The sequence below is a fragment of the Pseudomonas sp. UBA6276 genome, from assembly GCF_002438365.1.
Lineage (GTDB): Bacteria > Pseudomonadota > Gammaproteobacteria > Pseudomonadales > Pseudomonadaceae > Aquipseudomonas > Aquipseudomonas coleopterorum.
Map to the genome: position 1 here is coordinate 68,808 of NZ_DJUS01000109.1, position 25,179 is coordinate 93,986.

Sequence of the window (25,179 nt, forward strand, 5' to 3'; positions counted from 1 at the left end):
CATCATCTGAAGAATTTTATGGACAATACTCTCAGCAGCATCGAAGAATACAACGCACTCCTTGTACAAGGAGTACAATGGCGGAACGACGGAAATTTTGAACTAGCTGAAAAAGCTCTGGTTCTCGCATGCAAGTCTATGCCCCTCGAGTGGCAAGGCTATTATGAACTCGCTCTCATTTATGAAATAAGAAAAGATTCACTAAATCTCAGACAGTGTCTCGAACATGCTTTAACCCGCAACCCAGGGCAAATAGATACCATCCATAAGCTACTTACGCTCGTCATACTGGATGATAACGACAAAGATTATTTCAAGTTTATATCAATTATCGATTTTTCGCACGAATTGATCATCGAGAGAGTATGCGCACTTGATGAACTCAGGAGATTTAGAAAGCTGCATCCCATAGCTAGTATCCAAGAAGGTCATCAGCAAATAGTCAAGCAGTCAGAGGGCTGGATTTTCGTTGAGGACGTCATACAACGTATGCGAGAGGCGCTTCATAACCGAGAGGGTTTCGCATTCATCAGACTCGGCGATGGGGAAGGCACTTGGTTGAATCACGACAAAGCAGATGAGATTCTTTATCATACCATGCGAAGTATCAATAGGACTGAATTTTGGAATATATGGTACGGAGAGGAGGTTGCTGTCCATCGATACAGCTTTTTGTCAATTATGCATAACCTGGCGTTCCGATTAGGTGAAGCTGATATTTTGGGGATTCCCCCGTTGACATGGTTGGAACATGAGCACGCTATCGGCAGCCTTCGGGGGCTTCCTGGCACCGTCAACGTAGTGAAATTACTAGCTGCTAACCCCGCAATTCTTGAGAAGATGTCACTGTGCACTCAACTGATGCATTATGAATTATCAAACCATCCCGACTTTTTAGAGTTTCTATGCAATCTTGATCGAATCGCGATTATTTCTTGCCACCCTGAAACCGCCCAACTTATGCAATTGAAATTTGGCATTCTCGACGTTCTCTACATCCCTGTCCCAGGTGAGCCGTCACGCGCACATTTGCTTGGTGAAAACTCTGTTAAAGGCCAACATTATCCCGATGGTTTCTATCAAACCCTAGAATCAATCAATACGGTCGACTTCACCGGACTCGTATGTCTTGTAGGTGGAGGCATACTTGGCAAGCTCTATAGCTTGGAAATAAAAGCTCGTGGCGGTATTGCAATAGATGTCGGCTCTGTCATGGACAAATGGCTGAACAAACCAACTCGTCCGGATTTTTTCTAAATGAAAGCTACCAACATTACAGTAGTTGGCACAGGTTATGTTGGACTTGCGAATGCAGTCATGTTAGCCCGTCATCACAATGTGATCGCTTACGACATTTCAGCATCAAGAGTCGATCTTATAAACAGCAAATCGTCGACTGTCATCGACCCGGATATAAACCATTTTTTCGCAAATGAAGATTTGCGACTATCCGCAACTACATGTCCGCAACACGCATATGCAAATGCAGAGTTCATAATCATTGCAACGCCAACCGACTACGACCCGGAACTCAATCATTTCGACACAAGCAGCGTGGAGCAGGTTATTTCTGACTCTCTCAGAATATGTCCTACTGCGATTATAGTTATAAAATCCACCGTGCCTGTCGGCTTCACTGAAGAAATGAAAACTCGTTATCCGTCCGCAGATATCGTGTTTTCACCTGAGTTCTTAAGAGAAGGCTCATCACTACATGACAATCTGTTTCCATCTCGTATTATAGTCGGGGGTAAGGGACCTTCTGCACATTTATTTGCAGACATTATCCTAAATGCCACTGAGCGCGGTGACGCCCCTACCCTTGTTGTCGAATCAACCGAAGCCGAAGCGATCAAATTATTTGCAAACACATATCTCGCTATGCGTGTTGCCTTCTTCAACGAGCTCGATACCTATGCTCAAATCAAAAAACTAGACTCGCGCAATATAATTCAAGGTGTAGGTTTAGATCCGCGGATTGGCCTGCATTATCATAATCCGTCTTTTGGCTATGGCGGATACTGCTTACCTAAAGACACCAAACAATTACTTGCGAATTACACAGCAGTTCCTAATAATCTTATCAAGGCGGTCGTTGATGCAAATAGCACCAGAAAGGATTATATCGCCGATTCTATCATTAAGCTGAAACCTAAGTGCGCTGGCATCTACAGACTCACGATGAAGACTGGCTCTGATAATTTCAGGGCTTCGTCGATTCAGGGTGTAATGAAGCGACTCAAAGCCAAAGGCATCGACGTGATAATATATGAACCAGCACTTAAAGATGGTTCGTTTTTTAATTCAAGGGTCATCAATGACCTTGAGCTATTTAAGTCTCAAGCAGACTTGATCATTGCAAATAGACTCTCACCTGATCTAGCTGATGTCATAGACAGAGTTTATACCAGAGATCTATTTGGACAAGACTAAACTATAGCCTGTTTGGCCGCGCAATTGTCAGTGGCATTTCTAGATGTCGCTGACAGTAAAAACCACCTTCATGCTCATTTTCGCCATGCCGTAAGTGTGTATTTTTCGCTGACTATTACATTCATGCTTGCACTATTCGCAGATCTTAGGGGCTGCCTCTCTTACGACCCTATCTTCTACATTTTTCCATCCTCTGGCCTACCGATTTCCAGTACGAGTCATTGTCTCTGTGGCCTCGGCAAAGAACAGTTTTCTCCGCCTGCGTCTCACAATTGGCTATACTCCCGCGCATGAATTCGCCCCACTCAACAGCTTTGAACATCGTGACCCTCCTCGCCGGTCATGATTCGCCGCGATTTATTGGTAGGCCCTTGCCGTGAGCCAATATCCCTTCAAGCAACCAACTCTCTTGACTGCGCTCATTCAATGGCGAACCGCTGTCATGCTAGGTTGGAGGTCTTCACCGGTCTGTCGCTCTCGTATGGACCGTTTGAGCTCATATCACTGATGGCCTACTACGCTCTCGTAAATGTGTGGTTGAGACCTGCCATCCAAGCCTCACCCACCCAACCCCGATCAAGCACCACTTAAAGGAAAGTCAAGGGATGCAAATACCGAAAAGCTCACGCGTGAGCGCAGCCACCGTATTGCTGGCCATCATGGTGGTCACCTTCGTGCTGCTGATGCTTCGTTCCAGCGGCATCTACCCCACTGTCCTCGGCGACGAGTACACCTACAGCTCCATGGCGCGCTTGCTGCCCTTCTCAAGAGCTTCTATCCCGAACTACCTGTACTTGCTGGTTTTCAAGTCAACGTTGGTATGTGGCGATGGCTTCATGGCGTGTACCAAGCTTTACAACACGTTTTTCTTCGTCGCTGCCGCTCCGTTCATCTACCTAACGGCACGTCGCTGCTGCGGTGCAGGTGTGTCGCTGCTTATAGTCGCGGTAAGCATGCTTGGACCGATCAACAGCTATACGGCGTATTTCATGCCAGAGGCGCTGTTCTTCTTTTCGTTCTGGGTGAGCATCGCGTATTTTCTCAGCTTGAACGCCCAATCGCCGCTCCGCAAGTGGGCAATTTTCGGTCTCATCGTCGGATGTTCGTCGCTGATCAAACCTCATGCCCTCTTCGCGGTACCGGCATTCTGTGTCTGCATCGTGTTCTTCACCTATAAATGCGCAGAAAACTGGGTACGCCAATGCACTGCAGCTATAGCAGCCTTTTTGGGTAGCCTTTTCGCGACAAAATTCATCATTAGCTTCCTCTTGGCCGGCAAAGCAGGCTTGACGCTATTTGGTGGCTTCTACAGCTCCACGCTTGAATCTAACGCTACTACGTTACAGCGCTACATCGACATCTTTCTGGCTGCCCCAAAGATCGTCGAGGGCCATTTGCTTGCGAATATCTTGATGTTCGGGCTAGCGGTCGTGATCGTCGTGCTTGGCGCACTCAGGGCACTCTCTTGTAAGCCGCTGCAGGCCCAGGACCGCGTAGCCTTCTGCACGCTGATGCTGTTCATGAACCTGATTGCTATCGTCGCGCTGTTCTCGGCATCCGTTGCCGGGAGCAATGCGATCGAAACGGCATTCAGGCTGCATATGCGCTACTATGATTTCCTCTTTCCTTTGCTGTTCATCGCTGCTGGCTCTCAGATGGGCGTGGCCCACACCGCGCAGTTTAAGTACATCAGATTAGCCCTGGTAATCCTCGCGGTTGCAGTTATTGGCTATGCCGCAGTCAACAAAATGCAGCCGTTTACGGTGAGTTTCATCGACAACCCGGAACTGCGCGGCTACGCCTTGAACGATGTTGTGTTCATGATCCTGGCAGGTTTGTCAGCCATCGCAGTGATCACCTGGTACAGAGCCGCAGACACCGGTGTTCGCTTTTTCCTGTTTGTTTATCTTCCACTGGCGGTCCTTACCAGCACGGTATGCAATAACAAGGAGATCCGGCAGCGTATCGAGCCAGATGCCTTCGACAAAGCTGGCTTATTCGCTCGAAGCTATCTGCCAGCTTCCGAGTTTCCGCATCTGTTGGTGGTAGGTGACAACCCGGCGTCGATCTTGCGTACCTTGTTTTATATAGAAGACCTGAATGCCGGTCCCGACCTATCCTACGTCCCAGGGACGACGTATACAGCAGCTCAAACAGCGCCAGACAAGAAGTGGATTCTGATCGTCGGGGATGTCAATCTCGCCAAAGGCGACTTCGATGTCATGAGATTCAATGGCTATTCACTTGCCAAGAAAATACCCGCCCTCTACCCGCTGGCTATCGATCTGCGTACAGGTGTTTTGCCCAGTTCAGTAGAAGCCGTCACCGGGCTGTCAGATCCGGAGCCCTGGGGCACATGGTCCGATGAGTCCAAAGTCGAAATCAGCTTTAAGAAAGCACTGCCTCCGGTCTTCGAGCTAACCCTGACAGCAAAGGCGTTTGGCCCTAATGCCGGTCAATCGTTTGATGTTGAAATAGGTGGCGTTCACTATCCGGTGGAGATCGGTGAGGGTATGGCGACACATGCACTCAAGATCGCAAATCCGACAAGGGCTGACGAATTGCTCATTAAGGTGCCGTTACCCACGTCCCCGAAGCAGTTGGCATTAAGCCAAGACGGCCGCCCATTGGGGATTGGCATTGAGCACCTAGTCATTAGGCCCGTTGAGTGACCGTTGACTCCGTATGAAGTGGAAGGTATGGCAGATTAGCTCATACCTTCCGCGTGGTCGGACGGTTTTCTGGCCAGTTCATCGTAGCCCCCCTAAACGTTGGTGGATCTTTTCGGACCTTCATGATCAATCCTACCCCTCCCCCCACTAGGCTATACACGTTGGATGCGCTGCGCGGTATTGCAGCGCTTTGTGTAGTGTTTTGGCATTGGCAACATTTTTTCTATGTCGGCGATAATCCCGCTGGCTATGTCATAAGCAATCAGCCTTTCTTTCAGCTATTCGCACCGCTTTATCATTATGGCGGTCTTGCCGTGCAGCTATTTTTTTCGATTTCCGGGTTCGTCTTTTTTTGGCTTTTTTCGACTGGCATCGAAAGGCGAACGATAAGCGCTAGACGTTTTGCAGTTGACCGTTTCAGTCGTCTTTATCCACTTCACATTGCCACCTTCGTGCTAGTCGCAACGCTGCAGTGGATCTATGTCGCAGTGCACTCGACTTACTTTGTCTATCAGGCCAACGATGGTTACCACGCACTATTGAACATTCTGCTCATCCCTGCATGGGGCTTCGAAAAGGGGTGGTCATTCAACGCTCCGATCTGGTCGGTGTCAGTCGAGATGCTGCTTTACCTATCGTTCTTCCTGATGTGCCTAATAGGAAGGTTCAAGTACCCACTGGCCATCGCTGCCTGTGCGCTGGGATGGTATCTTTACCCTGAGCAATACAAGTTAGGCAGTGGTGTATTATGCTTTTACATAGGCGGCATCACGTATGGAGTATTTGATGCCGCACGGCGACAGATGAGTAGCGGCAATGCCTGCGTTACGATGACTCTGCTTTGCTTGGCTACATGGGTTTACATTGCCACATCTGGGGAAGTAAATGCGAACGCGGTGATGTGCTTGTGCTTTCCAACGACGATTGCTGCCCTAGCAGCGATGGGCCATCACTGGCCGAATGTACTGCGATCTTCCGCAGTACTCGGAGACATCAGCTATTCGTCATACCTTATCCATTTTCCACTACAGATTGTCTTCGCATTGATAACCGATGGTTTAGGCTTTGAGCGATCGGTTTTCTATCAGGGTTGGACAATGACGGCTTTCTTCGTCGTGCTGATTCCACTGAGTCTACTTTGTCACAGACACCTTGAGCGTCCAGCACAGCGCTATCTACGCTCGCTGGGGCGACACACGATTTGAATCCTATCGATCGACACGATCCTGAAAACGCTAAGGGACAATCAACTGCCACTGCTTGCTGGGTAGATCCAGCTTGCACACGCGGTTTATCTGGTGACTGTAGGCATAACTGCGCATCCTGTTGTCGTAGTCGTCGCTGTCTGGATTGGCGAAATTCCAGTCCGGAGGGTTGAACGACGCAAAACCGTTGATCGTAGGCATCCTCAGAAGCTCGGCTATGATCATCGCACTCACATTATGTGCATAGATTTTTGCTGTAGGGGTTACCTGATCACCCCAACTGCTAACATAAAAAAAGCTGCACTGCTGTGGTGCTCCAACGAGTCCAGTTATCTTTTCAACCTCTGCTTGGCGATCCAGTACGATGTACGCATCGTTGAGCTCCTCCACGACCAATACTATGCCGATCAAAATCAGAGTCACGCTCGAAAAACGGGGCATCCATTTTTCCAAGTACAGAGTGACAACCACGAGGATCGGAAAGATTAGAAAGATCTGGTACGCACCAATCACATTCAGTGCCTTGGCACCTGGAACCGTGTGATAGACCAAATACCACAAGCTGAAAGTGCCTACCTTGATCACGCAAAGCCATGTGATGATCGTGGCCACAGCGACAGACCAAACCAATCTGTTGACAGAGCCACCTTGCCTGCGTGCGTAACTCGTCACTACCGCCAGGCAAAAGAACACAAACAGAATCGGAGCTACACCGGTGTTGTAATACTCCCCCATGGGCTGATAGCCAGGCTGTGCCCAAGCGAGAAACCGCGTGTAAGCATGGCCGAACATCACGTTGGTCTCACCGACCTGCAAAATGCCCGGCAAGGTAACGGCGAAGTTTAGTGCAGACTCGTAAGGCCGCACGCCCGACTCTGCGGCCTTGGGCAGATACACGCTCAGTAAAGGCAGCATGGAAACAACCGCCACCATTGCGATGGCAAGCAGCGCCAGCCTCTGCTCTTTGACTACTTCCAACAATGCAGAACGTTGCGTCGCGCTGGCGGACACGTACAGCACTACAGAAAGAACCAGGGCAAAAAACAGGAAGAACCATGTAATGTAGAAACATGTGATTGCCCAAGCGCCTAACGCTGCGCCTGCGCCGCTTCCCCAGCCCAAGAGCGATAAGCGCCGACGGGCCATCAAACTCGTATAGGCCTTGTTCAGCAACACAGCTACAAAGGGCGCGAAAGCCAGCGTTGCCAGCTGCACACGAGTACCATGGACAGTTAGATTATTAGCTATCAGGAACAGCCCTGCCGAGAAAATAGCCCATCCATAACCCACCCGAAAAACGCTGCGTATCATCCAGTAGAACCCTAGATAGCCTATGGCACGCACGGTCATGTTGGAAAATTCGGAAGAAATGAAAGGGTCGAGTCCGAACTGCCTGATGATTGAATAAATGATCCCGATGAGGAAATAGCCATCGGTTTGAGCAAGCGTATTTTTGTAAGGGTAGAAATAATACAGTTGTGACCATTGGGAGCTGCCCCTAAAGACATTCGACCAATGCTCGAGTATCGCGACGACAATTGCCGAATCGTAGCTATCGCCATATAGCGTACTGAATCCGTTACCGATCTGCACCCGGAACTGGATATACAGGAAGAAACACATGGCCATTACGATGAGTGCAAGTCTGGCCAATGTTTTTATAGGAGAGTTACTGTGACCGGTGGCTTCCACTGAATGCGCATCCGTTAAACTGAATGAGTAAACGACGGGATCCGTGGACCCCGTGGGATCAACCTTTCAAAGCGACGACAATACCCGCCATGATCAAGGCTACACCGATGAAGTACTGAACACTGAAGCGTTCGCCAAACACGAAATGGCTACCGATAGGCACCAAGATGAAGGCCATGGCCATCAGGGGATAAGCCTTGCCTAGATCGATCTTCTGCAGGACCCAAACCCAGGCGATGGTTGTGATGCCATACAACGCAAAGGCGGTGAAAAGCGTCATCAAGGTGTGCGTATCGAAAATGCTGCCCGAGCGATGCAACGATGCGGCACTCAACTTGAACAGAATCTGGCCACCCGCAATGCCCAATACGCACAGTATGGCTACGAAGTAGATCATTGAAGCTCTTCCCGCGGTTTGACCTTCACTTTCTTGCGAGTCCGATGGAATGGGTGCTTCGGTCCTGAGGCGATGTCATGACCGATGAAGGCGAGCAGTAGTTGCACTCCGATGATCACCGGCAGCGCCGACAGCATTACCGTACCTGCTGGCGTCGGGATATCGGTGTTCATGGATTCGATCCAGTGCGATATGCCAAAACCACCGCCCCAGACCAGAAGTACCAAGGCGATCGGGAGCTCCAGCGAAGCCAGCGACATTCCTCGCAAGTAGTAATTATAGAAAATGCGCTTTCCGAAGTTACGGATGTGCTTGAACAAAAACTCGCCGACCACTTTCGATATCTTGAGGTTGCTGACTTCGTCTTCGTACTTGGCATCCATAGGGATATCGACGACGACAGCCCTCAGGGTATTGAGCCGGAAAAGCATGTCAGTTTCGAAGAAGTATCGACGGCTGATTCTGTTGAACGGCAAGTGACGCACCACATCGGTATGAATGGCCGTGAACCCATTGGTAGGATCGAACAGATCCCAATAACCAGACGAAAGTTTGGTCATGAACGAGAGAACAGCATTTCCGAACAGCCGCATTTTCGGCATGGCCGAAATCTTTTCCAGATCGTAAAAGCGGTTGCCCTTGGTATAGTCGGCATCACCCAGCAAGATCGGAGAAATGAAGCTTTCGATCAACGTTGGGTCCATTTGCCCGTCACCATCGATCTTCACAACGATGTCTACACCGTCGGCCAGGGCGGCCTGATAGCCAGTCATCACCGCGCCGCCAACGCCTTGGTTCTCAGGATTGCGCAGGACTACGACGCGCGGATCCTGATTATGCAGCTCAACGAAATCGCCGGACCCTTCCGGGCAGCAGTCGTCCACCACATAGATGGTCTGAATCTCGGACCCGATGCTCTTGATGACACCTAGAATGTGTGCCTTCACCTTGTAGCTCGGGATGACGACGGCCACCTTCACATCATTTACTACCATTTCCAACTCCATTCAGTGTCATCGGCAATCACTCCATCTTTGCAGGTGATAGCTGCCCGGCTTACGTGAGAAGCCGGGTTAAAAAACGTCTCGCCGGATGTCGAGAGGAACCGGACCCGACCAAAAAAGCCTTTTACTAACCTTTAGCGCGTGGCCACAACGCTCAAGCAGGGCTTGAACCAGCGCGCAAGAATACCTTGATACGACTGGTTTGGGGAGGTCATGCCCTCAGTCGCGGACACCGCGGCTCTTGCGCCGTTTTTCCCTGCCCCGCCCGCGCCATTATCGACTCACTGATCCGCGTCAAGGGTTGGGTCTTCCGCCCTTACTCAAGACTCACCGCTCAGCTACGCGATCCAGTTCATCAATCAGCTGCTGAGCGCTTTGTTTCCACGTCAGCCATGGCATTTCATCGGAACGCGGATGCTTGCTCTCCTGATACAGGGCCAACCAGTCAGCCAGCCTATCTGCGATCTCCTGAGTCTCGGTCCCTTCGAAGTAGTACGCATACTCCCCCGCCACTTCGCGAAACACCGCCAGATCTCGCGCGAAGATCGGCAGGTTGTACTGAGCTGCCTCGATCAGGGGCAAGCCGAAACCTTCGCCGTAGGAAGCAGCCACCAAACAGTCGGCCTCGTTGTAGAGGTGCTCGAGGTATTCATCGCTCACACCTTCCAGCCACAGCAAACGTTTACCCAATTCCGCATGCCCGGTCAGGCGCGCCGCCAGCTCGTCGACCAGCCAGCCATGCTTGCCTACGATGATCAAGTTCGCGTTATGACCTGCCTTCCATAGCAGTTCGAAGGCGTCCAGAGCCTGTGCATGACCTTTACGGGGCTCAAGCGTGCCCACCATGAGAAAGCTGGGGGAAGGACTGAGGGATTCGATACGCAACCCCGGACTTTCAGGCACGCCAGTGGACGGCATCGATTGATCGATGTCAGCCCCCAGGTGGAATGCGCCTATATGGAAAGGCCGGCTGCGCTCTGGCGCATTCTCGACCAACCACTCGCGCAGCTCGTCGGCCACCGCGTGGGAAATACACATCGCACCGTCGTAATGCGCGACGGCGTTAATCCACTTGATGTAGTGCGCCTGCAGGCTTTCCACGAAGCAATGCGGCAGTTGCAGGATGAGCAAGTCGTAGACTACGAAGAAGATGCTGACGCCATGCGCACGCATCGTATCGAGGTAGGACTGTTTGTGAGGCAGTACATCCATCAGCAGGTCCAGGCAGATGTAGACGTCGCCGGCGCGGTAGCTTATCGCTTCGTCGATTTCGGCTTCGCTGGCTTCTTTGCCCAGGAACATCGTGGTGAACTTGGCCGCATAGCGGTAGAACGGCTCACCGGCTTTTGTGTACACGGGCTTGACGACGTAGCCTGCTGGGGCGTTGGTCAGCCATTCCAGAAGAATGCTGCGCACCACGCGCTGGATGCCGCTCTTGCCGTCGTGCTTGCACAGCTCAGAGATATCAACGAACAGGGTTGGTTTCTCGCTGACGCCCTGAATCGAATAGTCGATGGCCTTGGCAAGGAGCGAAACGTCCACTGCCCTGTTGCTCAGGTGCCCGGTCGCCGCCAAAGCATCTACCAATGCCTGAGTGGCGTCGATCTGTGTGGTTGCCGTTGCTGCAGGTTTGTCCGAGCGCTCCAACGCCATCTCGAACGCCGCTATGGCTGCCTTACCGCTGCGATCCCAAGAGAATGCCTGAGAGCGTTCCAGCCCGTGCGCGGCCAGTGCTGCGCGGAACTCATCGTCCACCAGTGCCTGACGCAGTTTTCTGGCGATGGCCGAAATTTCGAATGGATCGAACATTGCTTCCTTCCAGCCGATCACTTCCGGAACGCTGGAAGTGTTCGCGCCGATTACCGGTGCTCCGCACTTCATGGCTTCCAGAGGAGGCAGACCGAAACCCTCGTGCCAGGAAGGAAACACGTAAAGTCGGCACATGCTGTAAAGCGCCACCAGCTCTTCGTCGGTTATGTAACCGGTGAAGATCAGATCCGAATTACCCAGGCCCTGTGCGCGCGCCAGCGTCTTGTAGCTGTTGATGTGGTACTCGGGCATCTTCCCGGCGAACACCAGCTGGATATCGCCCAGCTCCGCCTTGATGTTGGCGAACGCCTTGATCAGTTGCGGCAAGTTCTTACGATCGTCGGCGCCGCCGGAATAGAGTACGAACTTGTCATTCAGAGCAAACTTCTTCACGACGGCCGCGCGCTCGTCGAGACTCAGTGAAATAGGTCGGAACACATCGTCGGCCGCAGTCGATACGTTGACGATGTCAGACTCGTTCAGCGGCAGCAGTGATAGCGCTTCATCCCGAGCGAACTCGGAAATCGACAACAGCAGATCGTATTGTTTGAACGCTTCTACCTTTTCCAGATAGTGCCGCTTGTAGCCGGGGTTGGGATCCAGATACTGCTTGGTGCTGACCAGAGGGATGAGGTCGTACAGCGTCGCACTTACCACTGCACCGGTATCCAGTGTTGGACTGCCAATGGCGGCATCGTCGATGTAACCTTCTACGGCACTGGTCACGTGAACGACGTCGGGTTGCAGATCATCGATGCAGGCCTGGCGGATCAATTCTGCCACTTGCCGCCGCGCGGTATTGCCAGGGTCACGATCGCTCACCGGACCTTCTGCGTACCATACGCGGATATGACTCTGCGGCAACAACCCGACGAAGGCGGCGCGGATATTCTCGATGCTCTCGCTGAGCATGCCGTTAAGTACCAGAAACACTTCGTGCTCACCGCGGTTGCGGGCGATGCCCTGCGCGAGTGACAGACTGTAACGTCCAATACCTCTGAAACGACTTTCAGTTTGCGCACCTTGCATGTCAATTACGATACGCATTCAGTTCTGGTCCTTCGTCATGGCTTGCATCAGGGCACGCTCGATATGGCGGCCCCGCTCTGTCAACGGCGCGTGATCGATGACGCCGTGTTGTGGATCGCTGGCATTGCTAGCAGCATCTGCATGCAGGGCGTTTTGGTGCAACTGCCGTAGTTTGGCTGCCAGCCAGGGAGTACGGTTGAGTATGGCCAGTACCGGGCGTTGCACGGCCGGTCGGCGACCCACCCATAAGCGTGCATGAGGGACCACTTTGCGCAGGGTATTGCCCGCTGCAACCTTACCGGACCGAAACGGCCACGAGACTGCATGCACGATCGCACGCAACGGTGCGGTGATGCGCCATGAGGTGCTGCGATGCACGGCCTGCAACTGCTGCTCGTACGCCATGGCTCGCAGGTACCAGTGGTGTGCGTTGCCCAGCGATGCGTTAAGTTCGTGGCGAACATGCTCGGTCTGAGCAAGGGCTTCACTATGGCTTTTTTGCACATTGGTCAGGCTTGTCTGCAGGCCCGAGCAGTGCTGTTGCAGACTCAGGATGCTTTGATTGAACCGCTGCTGCTGAGCATCCACTTCCTGACTGAAGCGCTGTTGCTGGGCTTCGGTAGCATCCGTGAAACGATCCTGCAAAAGCGTCAGCTGTTCGGTATGTTGCCCATGCATACGATCCATCAGGTCCTGCAACCCATCACGGGTTACGAATTCCTCCCGAGCGGTGGCGAACCCACCTTCTATACCCTTCAATCGTCGCTCCAGCGCTTGGTCATAACGAACTGCTAATTGGTCCAACGAGACGCCGTAGGCAGCGTCGAATGCAGATGCAAAGTTTTCAAGCTGTTCAGGCGTGGCCTGCTTCTGGCCTACGACTGCGTAGTCTGGACTGGTACCGGCCAGAACTTCCCACAAGCCAAGGCTGGTGCTTTCATCACGCAGATCAGGGCGCTCTTGCAGCCGCACGATTTTGGACTTGGCAAACCCAGCGTGCTCGGCGAGAAACGACAGCAGCAAGTTGGGCAAAGGACGCTCGTGGGTCGGGTCCAGGTAGAAGGAGTTGGTACCCACGACCAGGCTTTCGGCGTTCGGCGTTTCCAGAATCAGCAAACCGGCTGGGCGCAGAACCCGCAGCGCTTCGGCGACCAGCTCCTGCAATACCGGGAACGGAATGTGCTCGGCGATGTGGAAGCCAGTCACCGCGATCAAGCTATTGTCGGGAAGCTCTTTCAGGGCGGTCAGAGCATCGGCTTTGCGCGCAGGCAGGTTCAGTGCCTGACACGCTTCGAGCATGCCTTCGTCCAGATCCACACCTGTTGGTGCATAGCCCTCTGCCGTGAGCAATTCCAGCCATTCGCCGCGGCCGCAGCCGAGGTCCAGCACAGGATGATCCTGGTACAGGGCTTTGAGCGGAGAAAGGAACGGCAGATAGGCTTTGAGTCGCTCGGTGATCAGTTCGCGCGAGCCACGATAGCGGTCTTCGAACGCACGGTAGAAACCGTCATCCATTACTTGCACTCCACAGTCGGCGGCATCCAGGCCAGGCCTACAAAAGTACTTTTCGACATATTGACTACGTTGAATACGAGAGCGAGATCGCGCCACTCATAGTTATCGGCGATATGGCTATCGGTAGCGTGCAGGGCAACCGCCACCGAATAAGAGCCCACGCCGAGGCTTGCCTTGAAGCGGAACTGGTACGAAAGCATGTCGCCATTGCGCAGGCCCGTACGGACGCATTCGAGGTGGTGGGTGTTGGTGCCGAACACATCTTGGCCAAGGCGGTCCTTGATCACGTAGCCGACGACCAGCTCCGGCAACTCGGCGTTGACCTTGACGTTCACGGTCAGGCACACATCGTCGCCTACGGCCACATACTCGACCGGGGCACCTTCGCCGTTGTAGAGCGCTACGCTATCGATGACTGCCTTGCCACTTCCCGAACGCGTTTGCACGCCACCGTCTGCCAAGGTCTGCACCTCGACGGTCGAGTTTTCCTTCTGAGCAATGATGGCGTTGTAGTAGTCCATCACCTCCTCTGGCGAGCCATCCTTGATGACGGTGCCGCCCTCCAGCAGGATCGCCCGGTTGCACAGCGCCTGGATGGCACCGCGATCGTGGGAAACGATCAGCAGCGTCGTGCCGGCTTTCTGGAACTCCTTGATGCGCCCGAAGCTCTTGTGCTGGAAATAGCTGTCGCCTACCGACAAGGCCTCATCGATGATCAGGATCTCGGGGCGGAACGCGGTGGCTACGGAAAACGCCACGCGCATCTGCATGCCGCTGGAGTACATCCGCACGGCCTGGTCGAAGTATTCGCCGATCTCGGCGAAGGCTTCGATGTCTTCAATGACGCTATCAATCTGGGCCGTGTTGAAACCCATCAAACCGGCTGCGTGGTAAACGTTCTGCCGGCCGGTGAGTTCGGCATTGAAGCCCATGCCCAACTCGAGAATCGCGGCAATGCGCCCGTTCACCTGAACCTTGCCTTCGGTCGGTTGCAGCGTGCCGGTGATCATCTTCAACAGCGTGGACTTGCCAGCACCGTTCTGGCCGACGATGCCGATCGCTTCACCCGCCTCGATATTGAAGCTGATGTGCTTGAGCACCCAGTGTTCCTGGCTCGCGCTAACCGGCAGATAGAACCAGCGCGCCAGGCGCTGCCATTCCGAACGATAGGTGCGGTAGGCCTTGCCTACGTTGGTGACTGCAAGAAGGGTCATAGCGAGTCCACCATTTCTGCGGATGCCCGGCGGAACAGGAACAGCCCCAGCAGCATCAGGCCGACGGCAATCAGGAACGTCACGCCGATCTGCTGAAGATCAGGCGAAACCTTGTAGACCAGCACATTGTGGTAGGCAGTGACGATGGGATACATCGGGTTGATGTCCAGCGTGCCTTTCAGGTAGTCGGGCACGATGTTGACCGAATAGACGATGGGCGTGAACCAGAACCACACCTGCAGGATGATCGGAACCACTTGCCCGATGTCGCGCAGGAACACGTTCAATACGCCCAGCACCAGACCAATACCAACGGCCAGTGCCACCACGGCAAACGTCAGGGGGATGAGCCAGAACATCTGGATATTGGGCGAGTGCCCCAACACCGCGAAGATGATCAGCACTGCGCCAAACAGCAGCAGGTTGTTCAGCAGGCACGAGCCCACGACGATAACGGGCAACGCGATACGCGGAAAGCGCATCTTCTTCATCAGGTTGCCCTGCTCGATGAACACCGTCAGGCAGCGCCCGACGATTTCCGCGAACAGGTTCCACGCCAGAATGCCAGCGATGAGGTACAGCGCGTAGGCGTACTTGTTGTCGATGCCCGGCAAGCGGGCACCGAGCACGTTCGACAGGATGAGCGCGTAGATAGCGACTTGGGCCAAGGGATGAATGATCATCCAGAGACCACCGAGCTTGCTGCGCGCAAAGCGCGCAACGAACTCGTTCTTGATGGAGGTGACGATGAAGCCTCTGTAGTCCCAGATGCCTCTTAACATGCCAAACATAATTATCCTTTGATCAAACGCTCAATCTCAGCAACACGCTGAGCCACCAATTCTTCGCTGCCGCGGCTTTCCACGTTCAGGCGCAGCAATGGCTCGGTGTTCGAACCCCGCAGGCTGAAGCGCCAGTCGGCGAACTCGACGCTGATGCCGTCGGTGCGGTCGACGCTGGGGTTCTGCGCGGTGTAGAACGCCAGGATCTTCTCGATGGAGCCTTTAACGTCGGCGACTTCGTAGTTGATCTCGCCGCTGCAGGGGAACGCTGCGATACGCTCGTCCACCAGTTGGGCCAGGGTCTTGCCGGTGACGCTCATCAACTCGGCGACCAGCAGCCACGGAATGTTACCGCTGTCGCAGTAGGCGAAGTCGCGGAAATAGTGGTGGGCGCTCATCTCGCCGCCGTATACGGCGTCTTCGGCGCGCATGCGCTCCTTGATGAAGGCGTGGCCGGTCTTGCTCTGGATGGCAACGCCGCCGGCGGCCTCGACCTGTTCGATGGTATTCCAGGTCAGGCGCGGGTCGTGGATGATCTTGCTGCCGGGGTGCTTTTTCAGCAGCATTTCCGCCAACAGGCCGACCAGGTAGTAGCCCTCGATGAAGCGACCCTTGTCGTCGAAGAAGAAGCAGCGGTCGAAGTCGCCGTCCCAGGCGATGCCCATGTCGGCGCCGTTTTCCAGCAAGGCCTTGCGGGTCAGCTCGCGGTTTTCCGGCAGCAGCGGGTTGGGCACGCCGTTGGGGAAGTTGCCGTCTGGCTCGCCATTGATGACGATCAGTTCCAGCGGCAGCTTGGCCTTGAGCAATTCGATGGTCGGGCCCACGGCGCCGTTGCCCGGGTCAGCCAGGACCTTGAGGGGCTTGAGCGAGTTGACGTCGATGTAGGTCAGCAGATGCTCGATGTAGGCGCTCTTGTCGAACACTTCGCGAACGTGGCCTGCAGTGGCTGCCTTGTCATCGAAGTTACCGGCTTCCACGCGGGCACGGATGGCGTCGAGGCCCGTGTCGCCGCTGATCGGCTTGGAGTGCTCGCGCACCAGTTTCATGCCGTTGTAACCCTTGGGGTTATGGCTGGCGGTAATCATGATGCCGCCATCGGCCTTGAGGTGGCTGGTGGCGAAATAGACTTCTTCGGTGCCGCACAGGCCCAGGTCGAGCACATCGGCGCCCGCCTCGGTGAGGCCCTTGATCAGGGCAGCGGCCAGGCCTGGGCTTTCCAGACGCATGTCGCGGCCGACCACATAGGCCTTGCCATGCAGCTCGGACACCAGCGCACGACCGATGCGGTAGGCGATGTCGTCATTGAGGTCGGCGGGAACCTGGCCGCGGATGTCGTAGGCCTTGAAGCAACGGGTCTGAAGAGGGGGATACATGGCAATCGCTCGCTCTATGGGGCCGACGCGCAATCGGTGCGGACGTCGGTAGATTGGACGGTCGCTGACGAACGACCAGCACGATTCGGCCCCTGCGCATGTTTTTCGAACACGGGCAGAGGCCGAGGCGGGAGATGTCGGTCAGGCCTTGTCAACGCGGCCGTAGACGTCTTCGAAACGGACGATGTCGTCCTCACCGAGGTAGTCGCCGCTCTGCACTTCGATCAGGACCAGATCGATCACGCCCGGGTTTTTCAGGCGATGCTGGTGGCCGGCACGAATGAAAGTCGACTCGTTGGTGTTGAGCATCAGCTCACGGTCATCGTTGACGACGACGGCCATGCCGCTGACCACGATCCAGTGTTCGCTGCGGTGGTGGTGCATCTGCAGCGACAGCGACGCCTGTGGCTTGACCACGATGCGCTTGATCTTGAAGCGCTCGCCCTCTTCCAGGGTGGTGTAGGTACCCCACGGACGGTGCACGGTGCGGTGCAGCTTGTGCAGGTGGTGACCATTGGCCTTGAGCTGGCCGACGATGTGCTTGACGTCCTGGCAGTGATCCTTGTGGCTGATCATCAGCGCGTCCGGGGTATCGATGACCAGCAGGTCGTCGACGCCGACCAGCGCGGTCAGGCGGTCTTCGCTGTGGACGAAGTTGTTGCGGGCATTGTGCGACAGCACTTCGCCTTCGAAACGATTGCCCTGTGCGTCGGCGTCAGTCAGTTCGCTGACCGCGTTCCACGAGCCGATGTCGCTCCAGCCGATGTCGCACGGCACGGTGGCTACTTTGTCCGAGCGCTCCATCAGGGCGTAGTCGACCGAGATGTCCGGCACCTGGGCAAACGCATCGGCGTCCAGCGCCAGGCAGCGATAGTTCGGCGCTTCGCTCAGACGCGAGGCTTCCTTGACGGCCACGGCGGCGGCCAGCACGTCCGGCGCATGTTTCTTCAGTTCTTCGAGGACGGTGCCGACCTTGAAGCAGAACATGCCCGAGTTCCAGAAGTAGTTGCCGGCGGCGACATAGCCCTTGGCAGTTTCCAGGTCTGGTTTCTCGACGAAACGGGCGACTTTCAAGGTGCCGCCCAGGCCTGTACCGACGCCAGCTTCGATATAGCCGAAGCCGGTTTCAGGGTACTGCGGCTGAATGCCGAAGGTGACCAGCCAGCCGTCGGCGGACAGTTTCACAGCCTTGGCGACAGCGGCGGAAAAGGCGTCTTCGTTCTGGATCAGGTGGTCGGCGGCCAGGACCAGCATGTGGGCATCGGGGCCGTGGGAATCATTGAGCTGCAGTGCGGCCATGGCGACGGCGGCTGCGGTGTTGCGGCCGAAAGGCTCGAGGATGAAGCCCTGGGCGTGGCCAGTCTTGTTGACGGTGCGGTATTCGTCTTCGGTCTTGAACAGCAGTTCGCGGTTGGTGACGGTCAGCACTTCGGACACGCCTTCGAGCTTGGCGGCGCGCAGGAAGGTTTTTTGAATCAGGTTCTGGCCGTCGGGCAGTGCCATGAATGGCTTGGGATGGGCCTCGCGGGACACGGGCCACAACCGGCTGCCAACGCCGCCGGAAAGAATAACGGGGATCAGGTTCATGCGTATTGGATCCTTTGTTTGCCGGTGTAGCGGCACTGTGAAATCGATCTATAGACCATCTTTACATGGGGTGGAACACCCCTGCGCATCGAAGATCTGGCGGCTCCCTGCGCCGCAGACAACATATACGTCAAACCCCTAAAACCGCTCGCTGCTGATGAGTCAAGGAAGTGGCGGCTAGAATATCAGGAAATCCGGGGCCAAGCGCAAATCGTTCGCGCTTGGACAGCTGACCTGGCACGGTAGTTCAGCGACCATCACTTGGTGCTGATTTCTGCCAGCATGCGCTTTACTCCAAGCTCCCAATGAGGCAGCTCCAAGCCGAAACGCTGAGTCAGTTTGCTGGTATCGAGCCGCGAGTTGAGTGGACGTCGGGCGGGCGTTGGGTAGGCGCTGGTAGGAATGGCGTCGACCGTTTCCACAGCCAGCTTGGTGCCCTGGCTGCGGGCGTTTTCGATGACCAGCTTGGCGAACGCATGCCAGGACGTTTCGCCACTGGCCGCCAGGTGATAGGTGCCTACCAGGTCGGGTTGGGCGAGCGCCTTGGGAATCGCATGCGCCACGACATCGGCCAGCAGCTCGGCGCCGGTGGGTGCGCCGATCTGGTCACTGATGACGCTGAGGCTCTTGCGATCCTTGGCCAGGCGCAGCATGGTCTTGGCGAAATTGTTGCCCCGCGGGGCATAGACCCAACTGGTGCGGAAGATCAGGTGCTTGCAGCCGGATTGGCGAATGGCCTCCTCGCCGGCCAGCTTGCTGGCACCGTAATAGTTGACCGGCGCCGTGGTGTCGCTTTCGCGCCATGGCAAGTCGCCGCTGCCATCGAACACGTAGTCGGTAGAGTAATGCACCAGCCAGGCGTCCAGGCCCAGCGCTTCACGGGCGAGCACGGCGCTGGCTTGATGGTTGATCAAGTCAGCGGCTTGTTTCTCACTTTCGGCCTTGTCCACGGCGGTATAAGCGGCGGCGTTGACGATCACGTTCGGCGCGATGCGTCGGACCGTTTCAGCCAGCCCGTCGAGTGCCGCCAGGTCTCCGCAGAGGCCGGCTTCATCGATGTTCCTGCCCAGCGCCACAACCTTGCCCAGCGGCGCCAACGCACGCTGCAGCTCCCAACCCACCTGACCGTTCTTACCCAGGAGCAATATTTTCACAGTTCACGCCCTTGATAATTCGTATCGATCCATTGCTGGTAGGCGCCGCTCTTCACGCGGCTCACCCATTCGGGATTATCCAGATACCACTGCACGGTCTTGCGGATACCGGACTCGAACGTTTCTACCGGCGTCCAGCCCAGCTCGCGCTGGATCTTGCTGGCGTCGATGGCGTAGCGAACGTCATGGCCGGGACGGTCTTGTACATGGGTGATCAATTGCGCATGCGGACGGTGGGGAGACTGCGGGCAGAGCTCGTCGAGCAGGGCGCAGACCGTGTGCACGACTTCGATGTTCTGTTTTTCGTTGTGACCGCCGATGTTGTAGGTCTCCCCTACATCACCTTTGGTCACTACCTGATACAGAGCCCGTGCGTGGTCTTCGACATACAGCCAGTCGCGAATTTGATTACCTTTGCCATAAATGGGCAGCGCCTTGCCTTCCAGGGCATTGAGGATGATCAGCGGAATGAGTTTTTCCGGGAAATGGCACGGCCCATAGTTGTTAGAACAGTTGGTGACCAGCGTCGGCAACCCGTAGGTGCGCTGCCAAGCGCGGACCAGGTGATCGGAGCTGGCCTTGCTCGCCGAATATGGCGAGCTCGGCTGGTACGGTGTGGTTTCGGTGAATAGGTCTTCGGGGCCTTCGAGGTCGCCATACACTTCATCGGTTGAGATGTGGTGGAAGCGAAAGGCCGCCTGCTGTTCGGCATCGAGCTGCGACCAGTACTGGCGCGCGGCCTCGAGCAGTGTGTAGGTACCGATGACGTTGGTTTCAACGAACGCCGCAGGCCCGGTGATCGAGCGATCGACATGGGATTCGGCGGCCAGGTGCATGACCCGGTCGGGCCGATGCTCGGCGAACACCCGATCCATTTGGGCACGGTCGCAGATGTCGACGTGCTCGAAGGCGTAGCGCGGTGTGCGCTCGCTGCCCATGAGGGAATCCAGATTGCCGGCGTAGGTCAGTTTATCGACATTGACCACCGCGTCGTCGGTATTCGCCAGGGTATGGCGAATGACTGCCGAGCCAATGAAGCCTGCACCACCGGTTACAAGGATTTTCACGTTAAACAACACCATCAAGTGGAGGAAAGGACGCGCTGCATCGATTCAGGACGCGTCTGTCGTAGGCGAACCCGCGCGAAGCCAGATGATACCAAACCACCCAAGGCGTGTCCGCACGGGACGTGCGGGCCGCGAGCCAGGTCTGTAACGCAGCTTGTACAGACTGGCGAAAAAGATGTTACTGGAGGTAACTAGCATAGCTTGGAATGAGCACTACAGCTTCGCAGTCGAATTTCGCGAGGCTATGGACAACGTCCTCCGCGCTTTCGTGAATCTCAGTTCCGTTCATCTGACGAAAGGTACGTCCCGCGCCTGGATAGGCGAGCTGATGGAAACGGTTATAGTGCCGGCCTCGCACAAGGAGTGACGGATATGAAAGTGTTGGCAGGTATGGCTTTGGCGGCTTTGCTGGCGGGTTGCGGCACCATCAATACGGTATTTCGCGACGACGTGGTGACCAGTGACAACCTCAAGGAGGCGGAATCGTTTTGCGGCGCCGTGCCTCGGGTTTACAGCGGTGTGGTCTATAACTTCTGCCTGCTCAATGGCAAGGAACCAAGGCCTGGTCGAATCACTACCGGGCCGCAGATGGGTTTCGTGGCGGTGGACATGGCCATCTCCGCCTTCACCGATACGCTGATGCTGCCTTATACGCTGTACCGGCAGCACAACGATGGCAGCATTGAGGTGGTAGGCGGCTGACTGTGATTCTGGCGAGGGTTAGGGATTGAGGAAGCCGTCGAGGCAGGTGACGCAGGCACCGGTGACCTTGATCGACTGGTCGGTGATCGACAGTTGCAGCTTGCCGGCGCGACCCAGCGCGGCGCCTTGGGCGACCCGCAGTTGCGAGCCCAGCGAAGAGGTCTGGCCGGTGGCACGGATGAAGGCAGCGACCGCCCCGCTGCCGCTGCCACAGGCGGCGTCTTCGGTGATGCCGCAGGTGGGCGCGAACGTGCGAACTTCGATGTGCTCGTTGCTCCCCTCAGGGTGCGGACCGAAGATCACCACACCGGTGGTGCTGGTGCGGTGATCGTTGATGGCCATGCGCGCCAGGTCGGGTATCACGGCCAGCACGGTTTGCGCATCGCGCAGTTGCACCACCAGCCATCGAGGACCCACGGTCACGAAGCACGGCCGGCGGTCGCGCACTACGCTTACGCCGAGCACGGCCTGCAATTCGCGATGGTCGCTGTCGTTGACCGGCTGGATCGTTGCCGGTGGCAGTTCGAAGGTGATCAGTTGCGAGCCGTCGGGGCCGCGTGCGATGTCGACATCGATCAGGCCTGCAATGCATTCCTGCGCCAGCTTGCCGTTGCGAGGCTCGATGAGTCCGGCTTCGATCAGGGCGTGGGCGCTGCCGATGGTGGCATGGCCGGCGAACGGCAGCTCGGAGTTGGGCGTGAAGATGCGCAGCCGGTAGTCGGCGTCGGGATGCGTGGCGGGAAGTACGAAGGTGGTTTCGGAGAGGTTGTTCCAGTGGGCAATCTGCTGCATCTGCTCGCGCGTCAGGCTTTCGGCCTGCAGGACGACCGCCAGAGGGTTGCCCTTGAATCGCTGGGTGGTGAAGACGTCGACGTGCTTGAACGCTAAGCGGTGCATGGTCGGCCCTGCAGATGGGTGTGTGGAGGCAGTGATACGGCGATTTTTTGTAGCAGCGGCGCGAGCCGCGTCCGGCGGCACCGCGTTTGTCCAGACCCGCCGCATGTACCGCCGACGCGGCNNGCGCCGCTGCTACAGGGATCGTGGGAGCCCGGTGATGACGCGTTCCGATTCACCGCGTGTACCGCCGACACGGCTTGTGCCGTTGCTACGGAAGCTATGGTAACCGGTTACAAGGTGATTGGTCTGCGGCCAGAGAAAGAATGGGCCAGGGTGCCGCCGTCTACCAACTCCAATTCGCCACCCAATGGAACACCGTGGGCAATGCGTGACGCGAGCAGACCTTTTTTCGCCAACAGCTGAGCGATGTAGTGAGCGGTGGCTTCGCCTTCGACGGTTGGATTGGTGGCAAGGATGACTTCGGCGAAGGTGCCCTGCTCGTCTATGCGTGCCATCAGTTGCGGAATGCCGATCGCTTCCGGCCCGAGCCCATCCAGAGGCGACAGATGCCCCTTGAGCACGAAGTAACGGCCGCGGTAACCCGTTTGCTCTACAGCATAGACGTCCATCGGCCCTTCAACCACGCACAGCAGCGTGTCGTCGCGCCGGGGGTCGGCGCATTGCGGGCAGAGTTCTTCTTCGGTGAGGGTACGGCACTGGCGGCAATGGCCGACGCCTTCCATGGCCTGGCTCAGCGCTTGGGCCAGGCGACTGCCGCCGCTGCGGTCGCGCTCGAGCAGCTGCAAAGCCATGCGCTGGGCGGATTTCTGACCGACGCCGGGCAAGGTGCGCAGGCTATCGATCAGTTGGCGGATCAGTGGGCTGAAGCTCATGGAGGGCGGCCTGAGGTGACGACGAGACGCGGTTTATACCCGCGCCTCTGAACCACGTCAAATGATCAGACGTCGGAGACCTTGACCACCAGCTTGCCAAAGTTATGCCCCTGCAGCAGGCCAATGAAGGCCTCCGGGGCGCGCTCCAGGCCGTCGACCACGTCTTCGCGGAATTTGATCTTGCCGTCACGGACCCACGGCACCATGGCCGAGAAGAATTCGGCATGACGATCGCCGAAGTCGTCGAACACGATGAAGCCTTGCATGCGGATGCGCTTGGTCAGCAGCATGCGCGGCAGCAGCGCGAAGCGATCCGGGCCTTCGGGCAGGTCGGTGGCGTTGTAACCGGCGATCAGGCCGCACACTGGGATGCGCGCGCGGGCGTTGAGCAGGGGCATGACGGCGTCGAAAACTTTGCCGCCGACGTTTTCGAAGTAGATGTCGATGCCTTTGTCGCAGGCCTTGGCCAGGTCATCGGCGAAGGTGTCGCTCTTGTGGTCGACGCAGGCGTCGAAGCCCAGCTCCTCAACGACGTAGCGGCATTTTTCTGGGCCGCCAGCGATACCAACGACCTTGAGGCCTTTGATCTTGCCGACCTGCCCTACTACCGAGCCGACAGCGCCGGAAGCCGCGGCGACCACGAGTGTTTCGCCTTCCTTGGGCTGACCGATATGGGTCAGGCCCATGTAGGCGGTCATGCCGGGCATGCCCAACACGCCGAGCGCCATGGGCGGGGTGGGGATGCCGGCAGGCAGCGGCGTGAGGTTGCTGCCATCGGAAATGCAGTGGGTTTGCCAGCCAGTCATACCGACAACCAGATCGCCTTCACGGAATTTGGGGTGTTTGGACGCTTCCACACGACTGACGGTGCCGCCGGTCATGACTTCGTCGATCTCAACCGGGGCAGCGTAGGACGGCGCGTCACTCATCCGGCCACGCATGTAGGGGTCCAGAGACAGATACAGGGTGCGCAGCAGGACTTGGCCATCTTCGAGATCCGGCAAGGCTTCGCGCTCCAGGCGGAAATTCTCCGGCGTGGGTGCACCGGTCGGGCGGGAAGCGAGGACGAAGCGCTGGTTGAGGGTCAGGTCTTGGGACATTGCGGGGTATTCCTTGAGCAAGTGGCTATAGGAAAAGGACAGCGGGGGGTGGCGGGATGTTCAAACGGGTGATGGTTGGAGGGCAAGTTGTGGTGGTTGTAGGTGAGTAGATTGTGTGAGGCAGGTGAGTTGTGGAAGCAGATGAACTGTGGGAGCAGATGAATTGTGGGAGCGGGCTCTGCCCGCGAAGCGAACGCCGCGGTATGTCTGCTAAACCTCGGCGCGGCCTTCGCGGGCAGAGCCCGCTCCCACAGGGATCGCGCTGCCTGTGTAGCAGCGGCGCGAGCCGCGAGCCCCACATTGACCCGGATACAAAAATGCCAGGCTTGGCGCCTGGCATTTTGTTTTAGAACGGCATCTTGAAGCCTGGCGGCAGCTGCATGCCGGAGGTCATGCCGGACATCTTGTCCTGGCTGTTCGCCTCGATCTTGCGCACGGCGTCGTTGACGGCGGCAGCGATGAGGTCTTCCAGCACGTCCTTGTCTTCCTGCATCAGGCTGTCGTCCAGGCTGACGCGCTTGACGTCGTGGCGGCCGGTCATCACCACGCTCACCAGGCCTGCGCCCGATTGGCCGGTCACTTCGGCCTTGGCCAGCTCTTCTTGCATCTGAGCCATTTTTTCCTGCATCTGCTGGGCCTGCTTCATCAGGCCGGCCATGCCACCTTTCATCATGGGGTTCACCTCAAAGGTCGATGGGTATGACCGCGCAGTGC

At 56.4% G+C, this 25,179-nt stretch carries 20 protein-coding genes; 5 read left to right on the plus strand and 15 right to left on the minus strand.

All coding sequences use genetic code 11. The annotated features are described in order from the left end of the window. Nucleotides 1–18 precede the first annotated feature (18 nt). From B2V21_RS13000 to B2V21_RS13015, 4 genes are all read left to right on the plus strand, one after another. A complete protein-coding gene (locus B2V21_RS13000; protein WP_286917051.1) occupies nucleotides 19–1,257 on the plus strand; it encodes a hypothetical protein in 1,239 nt (412 codons plus the stop codon). Further along, nucleotides 1,258–2,433 carry a nucleotide sugar dehydrogenase gene (locus B2V21_RS13005; RefSeq protein ID WP_286917052.1) on the plus strand — a complete coding sequence of 392 codons (1,176 nt, stop codon included), beginning with the start codon at nucleotides 1,258–1,260 and terminating at the stop codon, nucleotides 2,431–2,433. A gap of 605 nt (nucleotides 2,434–3,038) precedes the next feature. Further along, a complete protein-coding gene (locus B2V21_RS13010) occupies nucleotides 3,039–5,105 on the plus strand; it encodes a DUF7024 domain-containing protein (protein WP_286917053.1) in 2,067 nt (688 codons plus the stop codon). Nucleotides 5,106–5,227: 122 nt separating this feature from the next. After that, nucleotides 5,228–6,310: an acyltransferase family protein gene (locus tag B2V21_RS13015; protein WP_286917054.1), complete on the plus strand. Its 1,083-nt coding sequence runs from the start codon at nucleotides 5,228–5,230 to the stop codon at nucleotides 6,308–6,310. Nucleotides 6,311–6,340: 30 nt separating this feature from the next. Here B2V21_RS13015 and B2V21_RS13020 read toward each other — a convergent pair whose 3' ends face one another. From B2V21_RS13020 to rfbB, 11 genes are all read right to left on the minus strand, one after another. Next, nucleotides 6,341–8,002, minus strand: a complete 1,662-nt coding sequence (locus B2V21_RS13020; RefSeq protein WP_286917055.1) for a hypothetical protein — start codon at nucleotides 8,000–8,002, stop codon at nucleotides 6,341–6,343. A gap of 58 nt (nucleotides 8,003–8,060) precedes the next feature. Next, nucleotides 8,061–8,399 carry a 4-amino-4-deoxy-L-arabinose-phospho-UDP flippase gene (locus B2V21_RS13025; protein ID WP_090358565.1) on the minus strand — a complete coding sequence of 113 codons (339 nt, stop codon included), beginning with the start codon at nucleotides 8,397–8,399 and terminating at the stop codon, nucleotides 8,061–8,063. After that, a complete protein-coding gene (locus B2V21_RS13030; protein ID WP_286917079.1) occupies nucleotides 8,396–9,394 on the minus strand; it encodes a glycosyltransferase family 2 protein in 999 nt (332 codons plus the stop codon). The genes B2V21_RS13025 and B2V21_RS13030 overlap by 4 nt, the downstream gene beginning before the upstream one ends. A 336-nt stretch (nucleotides 9,395–9,730) precedes the next feature. Continuing rightward, complete coding sequence (locus B2V21_RS13035) at nucleotides 9,731–12,259, minus strand: glycosyltransferase family 4 protein (RefSeq protein WP_286917056.1); 2,529 nt, start codon at nucleotides 12,257–12,259, stop codon at nucleotides 9,731–9,733. Continuing rightward, a complete protein-coding gene (locus tag B2V21_RS13040) occupies nucleotides 12,260–13,756 on the minus strand; it encodes a methyltransferase domain-containing protein (protein ID WP_414708399.1) in 1,497 nt (498 codons plus the stop codon). Then, the gene (locus B2V21_RS13045; RefSeq protein WP_286917058.1) at nucleotides 13,756–14,970 is read right to left on the minus strand and encodes an ABC transporter ATP-binding protein; all 1,215 of its coding nucleotides are present in this window, start codon (nucleotides 14,968–14,970) and stop codon (nucleotides 13,756–13,758) included. The genes B2V21_RS13040 and B2V21_RS13045 overlap by 1 nt, the downstream gene beginning before the upstream one ends. Further along, complete coding sequence (locus B2V21_RS13050; RefSeq protein ID WP_056842872.1) at nucleotides 14,967–15,761, minus strand: ABC transporter permease; 795 nt, start codon at nucleotides 15,759–15,761, stop codon at nucleotides 14,967–14,969. The genes B2V21_RS13045 and B2V21_RS13050 overlap by 4 nt, the downstream gene beginning before the upstream one ends. Before the next feature lie 2 nt (nucleotides 15,762–15,763). Further along, nucleotides 15,764–17,125: a phosphomannomutase gene (locus B2V21_RS13055; RefSeq protein WP_192067217.1), complete on the minus strand. Its 1,362-nt coding sequence runs from the start codon at nucleotides 17,123–17,125 to the stop codon at nucleotides 15,764–15,766. 141 nt (nucleotides 17,126–17,266) lie between these two features. Continuing rightward, nucleotides 17,267–18,712 carry a mannose-1-phosphate guanylyltransferase/mannose-6-phosphate isomerase gene (locus B2V21_RS13060; protein ID WP_286917059.1) on the minus strand — a complete coding sequence of 482 codons (1,446 nt, stop codon included), beginning with the start codon at nucleotides 18,710–18,712 and terminating at the stop codon, nucleotides 17,267–17,269. 257 nt (nucleotides 18,713–18,969) lie between these two features. Beyond that, nucleotides 18,970–19,866, minus strand: a complete 897-nt coding sequence (gene rfbD, locus B2V21_RS13065) for a dTDP-4-dehydrorhamnose reductase (protein WP_286917060.1) — start codon at nucleotides 19,864–19,866, stop codon at nucleotides 18,970–18,972. Beyond that, complete coding sequence (gene rfbB / locus B2V21_RS13070) at nucleotides 19,863–20,933, minus strand: dTDP-glucose 4,6-dehydratase (protein ID WP_286917061.1); 1,071 nt, start codon at nucleotides 20,931–20,933, stop codon at nucleotides 19,863–19,865. The genes rfbD and rfbB overlap by 4 nt, the downstream gene beginning before the upstream one ends. Before the next feature lie 372 nt (nucleotides 20,934–21,305). Between rfbB and B2V21_RS13075 the strand changes: the two genes are divergently transcribed. Beyond that, a complete protein-coding gene (locus tag B2V21_RS13075) occupies nucleotides 21,306–21,635 on the plus strand; it encodes a YceK/YidQ family lipoprotein (protein ID WP_286917062.1) in 330 nt (109 codons plus the stop codon). An 18-nt stretch (nucleotides 21,636–21,653) separates the two neighbouring features. Here the strand turns inward: B2V21_RS13075 and B2V21_RS13080 are convergent, their stop codons facing one another. The 4 genes from B2V21_RS13080 to B2V21_RS13095 all read right to left on the minus strand — a co-directional run bounded on the left by B2V21_RS13080 (nucleotide 21,654) and on the right by B2V21_RS13095 (nucleotide 25,138). Beyond that, entirely contained in the window at nucleotides 21,654–22,532 is an 879-nt protein-coding gene (locus tag B2V21_RS13080; RefSeq protein ID WP_286917063.1) for a PhzF family phenazine biosynthesis protein, read from the minus strand. Nucleotides 22,533–22,762: 230 nt separating this feature from the next. Then, on the minus strand, nucleotides 22,763–23,365 hold the full coding sequence (gene recR / locus B2V21_RS13085) for a recombination mediator RecR (protein WP_286917064.1): 603 nt from the start codon (nucleotides 23,363–23,365) through the stop codon (nucleotides 22,763–22,765). Between the two features lie 65 nt (nucleotides 23,366–23,430). Further along, nucleotides 23,431–24,465: an NADP-dependent oxidoreductase gene (locus B2V21_RS13090; RefSeq protein ID WP_286917065.1), complete on the minus strand. Its 1,035-nt coding sequence runs from the start codon at nucleotides 24,463–24,465 to the stop codon at nucleotides 23,431–23,433. A gap of 346 nt (nucleotides 24,466–24,811) precedes the next feature. Next, nucleotides 24,812–25,138: a YbaB/EbfC family nucleoid-associated protein gene (locus B2V21_RS13095; RefSeq protein ID WP_043189078.1), complete on the minus strand. Its 327-nt coding sequence runs from the start codon at nucleotides 25,136–25,138 to the stop codon at nucleotides 24,812–24,814. Nucleotides 25,139–25,179 lie beyond the last annotated feature (41 nt).

What these genes read in the sequence shown, in the direction of transcription:
- B2V21_RS13000 (WP_286917051.1), top strand. Translation starts at nt 19, where the DNA reads ATGGACAATACTCTCAGCAGCATCGAAGAATACAACGCACTCCTTGTA.
- B2V21_RS13005 (WP_286917052.1), top strand. Translation starts at nt 1,258, where the DNA reads ATGAAAGCTACCAACATTACAGTAGTTGGCACAGGTTATGTTGGACTT.
- B2V21_RS13010 (WP_286917053.1), top strand. Translation starts at nt 3,039, where the DNA reads ATGCAAATACCGAAAAGCTCACGCGTGAGCGCAGCCACCGTATTGCTG.
- B2V21_RS13015 (WP_286917054.1), top strand. Translation starts at nt 5,228, where the DNA reads ATGATCAATCCTACCCCTCCCCCCACTAGGCTATACACGTTGGATGCG.
- B2V21_RS13025 (WP_090358565.1), bottom strand. Translation starts at nt 8,399, where the DNA reads ATGATCTACTTCGTAGCCATACTGTGCGTATTGGGCATTGCGGGTGGC.
- B2V21_RS13030 (WP_286917079.1), bottom strand. Translation starts at nt 9,394, where the DNA reads ATGGTAGTAAATGATGTGAAGGTGGCCGTCGTCATCCCGAGCTACAAG.
- B2V21_RS13035 (WP_286917056.1), bottom strand. Translation starts at nt 12,259, where the DNA reads ATGCGTATCGTAATTGACATGCAAGGTGCGCAAACTGAAAGTCGTTTC.
- B2V21_RS13040 (WP_414708399.1), bottom strand. Translation starts at nt 13,756, where the DNA reads ATGGATGACGGTTTCTACCGTGCGTTCGAAGACCGCTATCGTGGCTCG.
- B2V21_RS13045 (WP_286917058.1), bottom strand. Translation starts at nt 14,970, where the DNA reads ATGACCCTTCTTGCAGTCACCAACGTAGGCAAGGCCTACCGCACCTAT.
- B2V21_RS13050 (WP_056842872.1), bottom strand. Translation starts at nt 15,761, where the DNA reads ATGTTTGGCATGTTAAGAGGCATCTGGGACTACAGAGGCTTCATCGTC.
- B2V21_RS13055 (WP_192067217.1), bottom strand. Translation starts at nt 17,125, where the DNA reads ATGTATCCCCCTCTTCAGACCCGTTGCTTCAAGGCCTACGACATCCGC.
- B2V21_RS13060 (WP_286917059.1), bottom strand. Translation starts at nt 18,712, where the DNA reads ATGAACCTGATCCCCGTTATTCTTTCCGGCGGCGTTGGCAGCCGGTTG.
- B2V21_RS13075 (WP_286917062.1), top strand. Translation starts at nt 21,306, where the DNA reads ATGAAAGTGTTGGCAGGTATGGCTTTGGCGGCTTTGCTGGCGGGTTGC.
- B2V21_RS13080 (WP_286917063.1), bottom strand. Translation starts at nt 22,532, where the DNA reads ATGCACCGCTTAGCGTTCAAGCACGTCGACGTCTTCACCACCCAGCGA.
- recR (WP_286917064.1), bottom strand. Translation starts at nt 23,365, where the DNA reads ATGAGCTTCAGCCCACTGATCCGCCAACTGATCGATAGCCTGCGCACC.
- B2V21_RS13090 (WP_286917065.1), bottom strand. Translation starts at nt 24,465, where the DNA reads ATGTCCCAAGACCTGACCCTCAACCAGCGCTTCGTCCTCGCTTCCCGC.
- B2V21_RS13095 (WP_043189078.1), bottom strand. Translation starts at nt 25,138, where the DNA reads ATGATGAAAGGTGGCATGGCCGGCCTGATGAAGCAGGCCCAGCAGATG.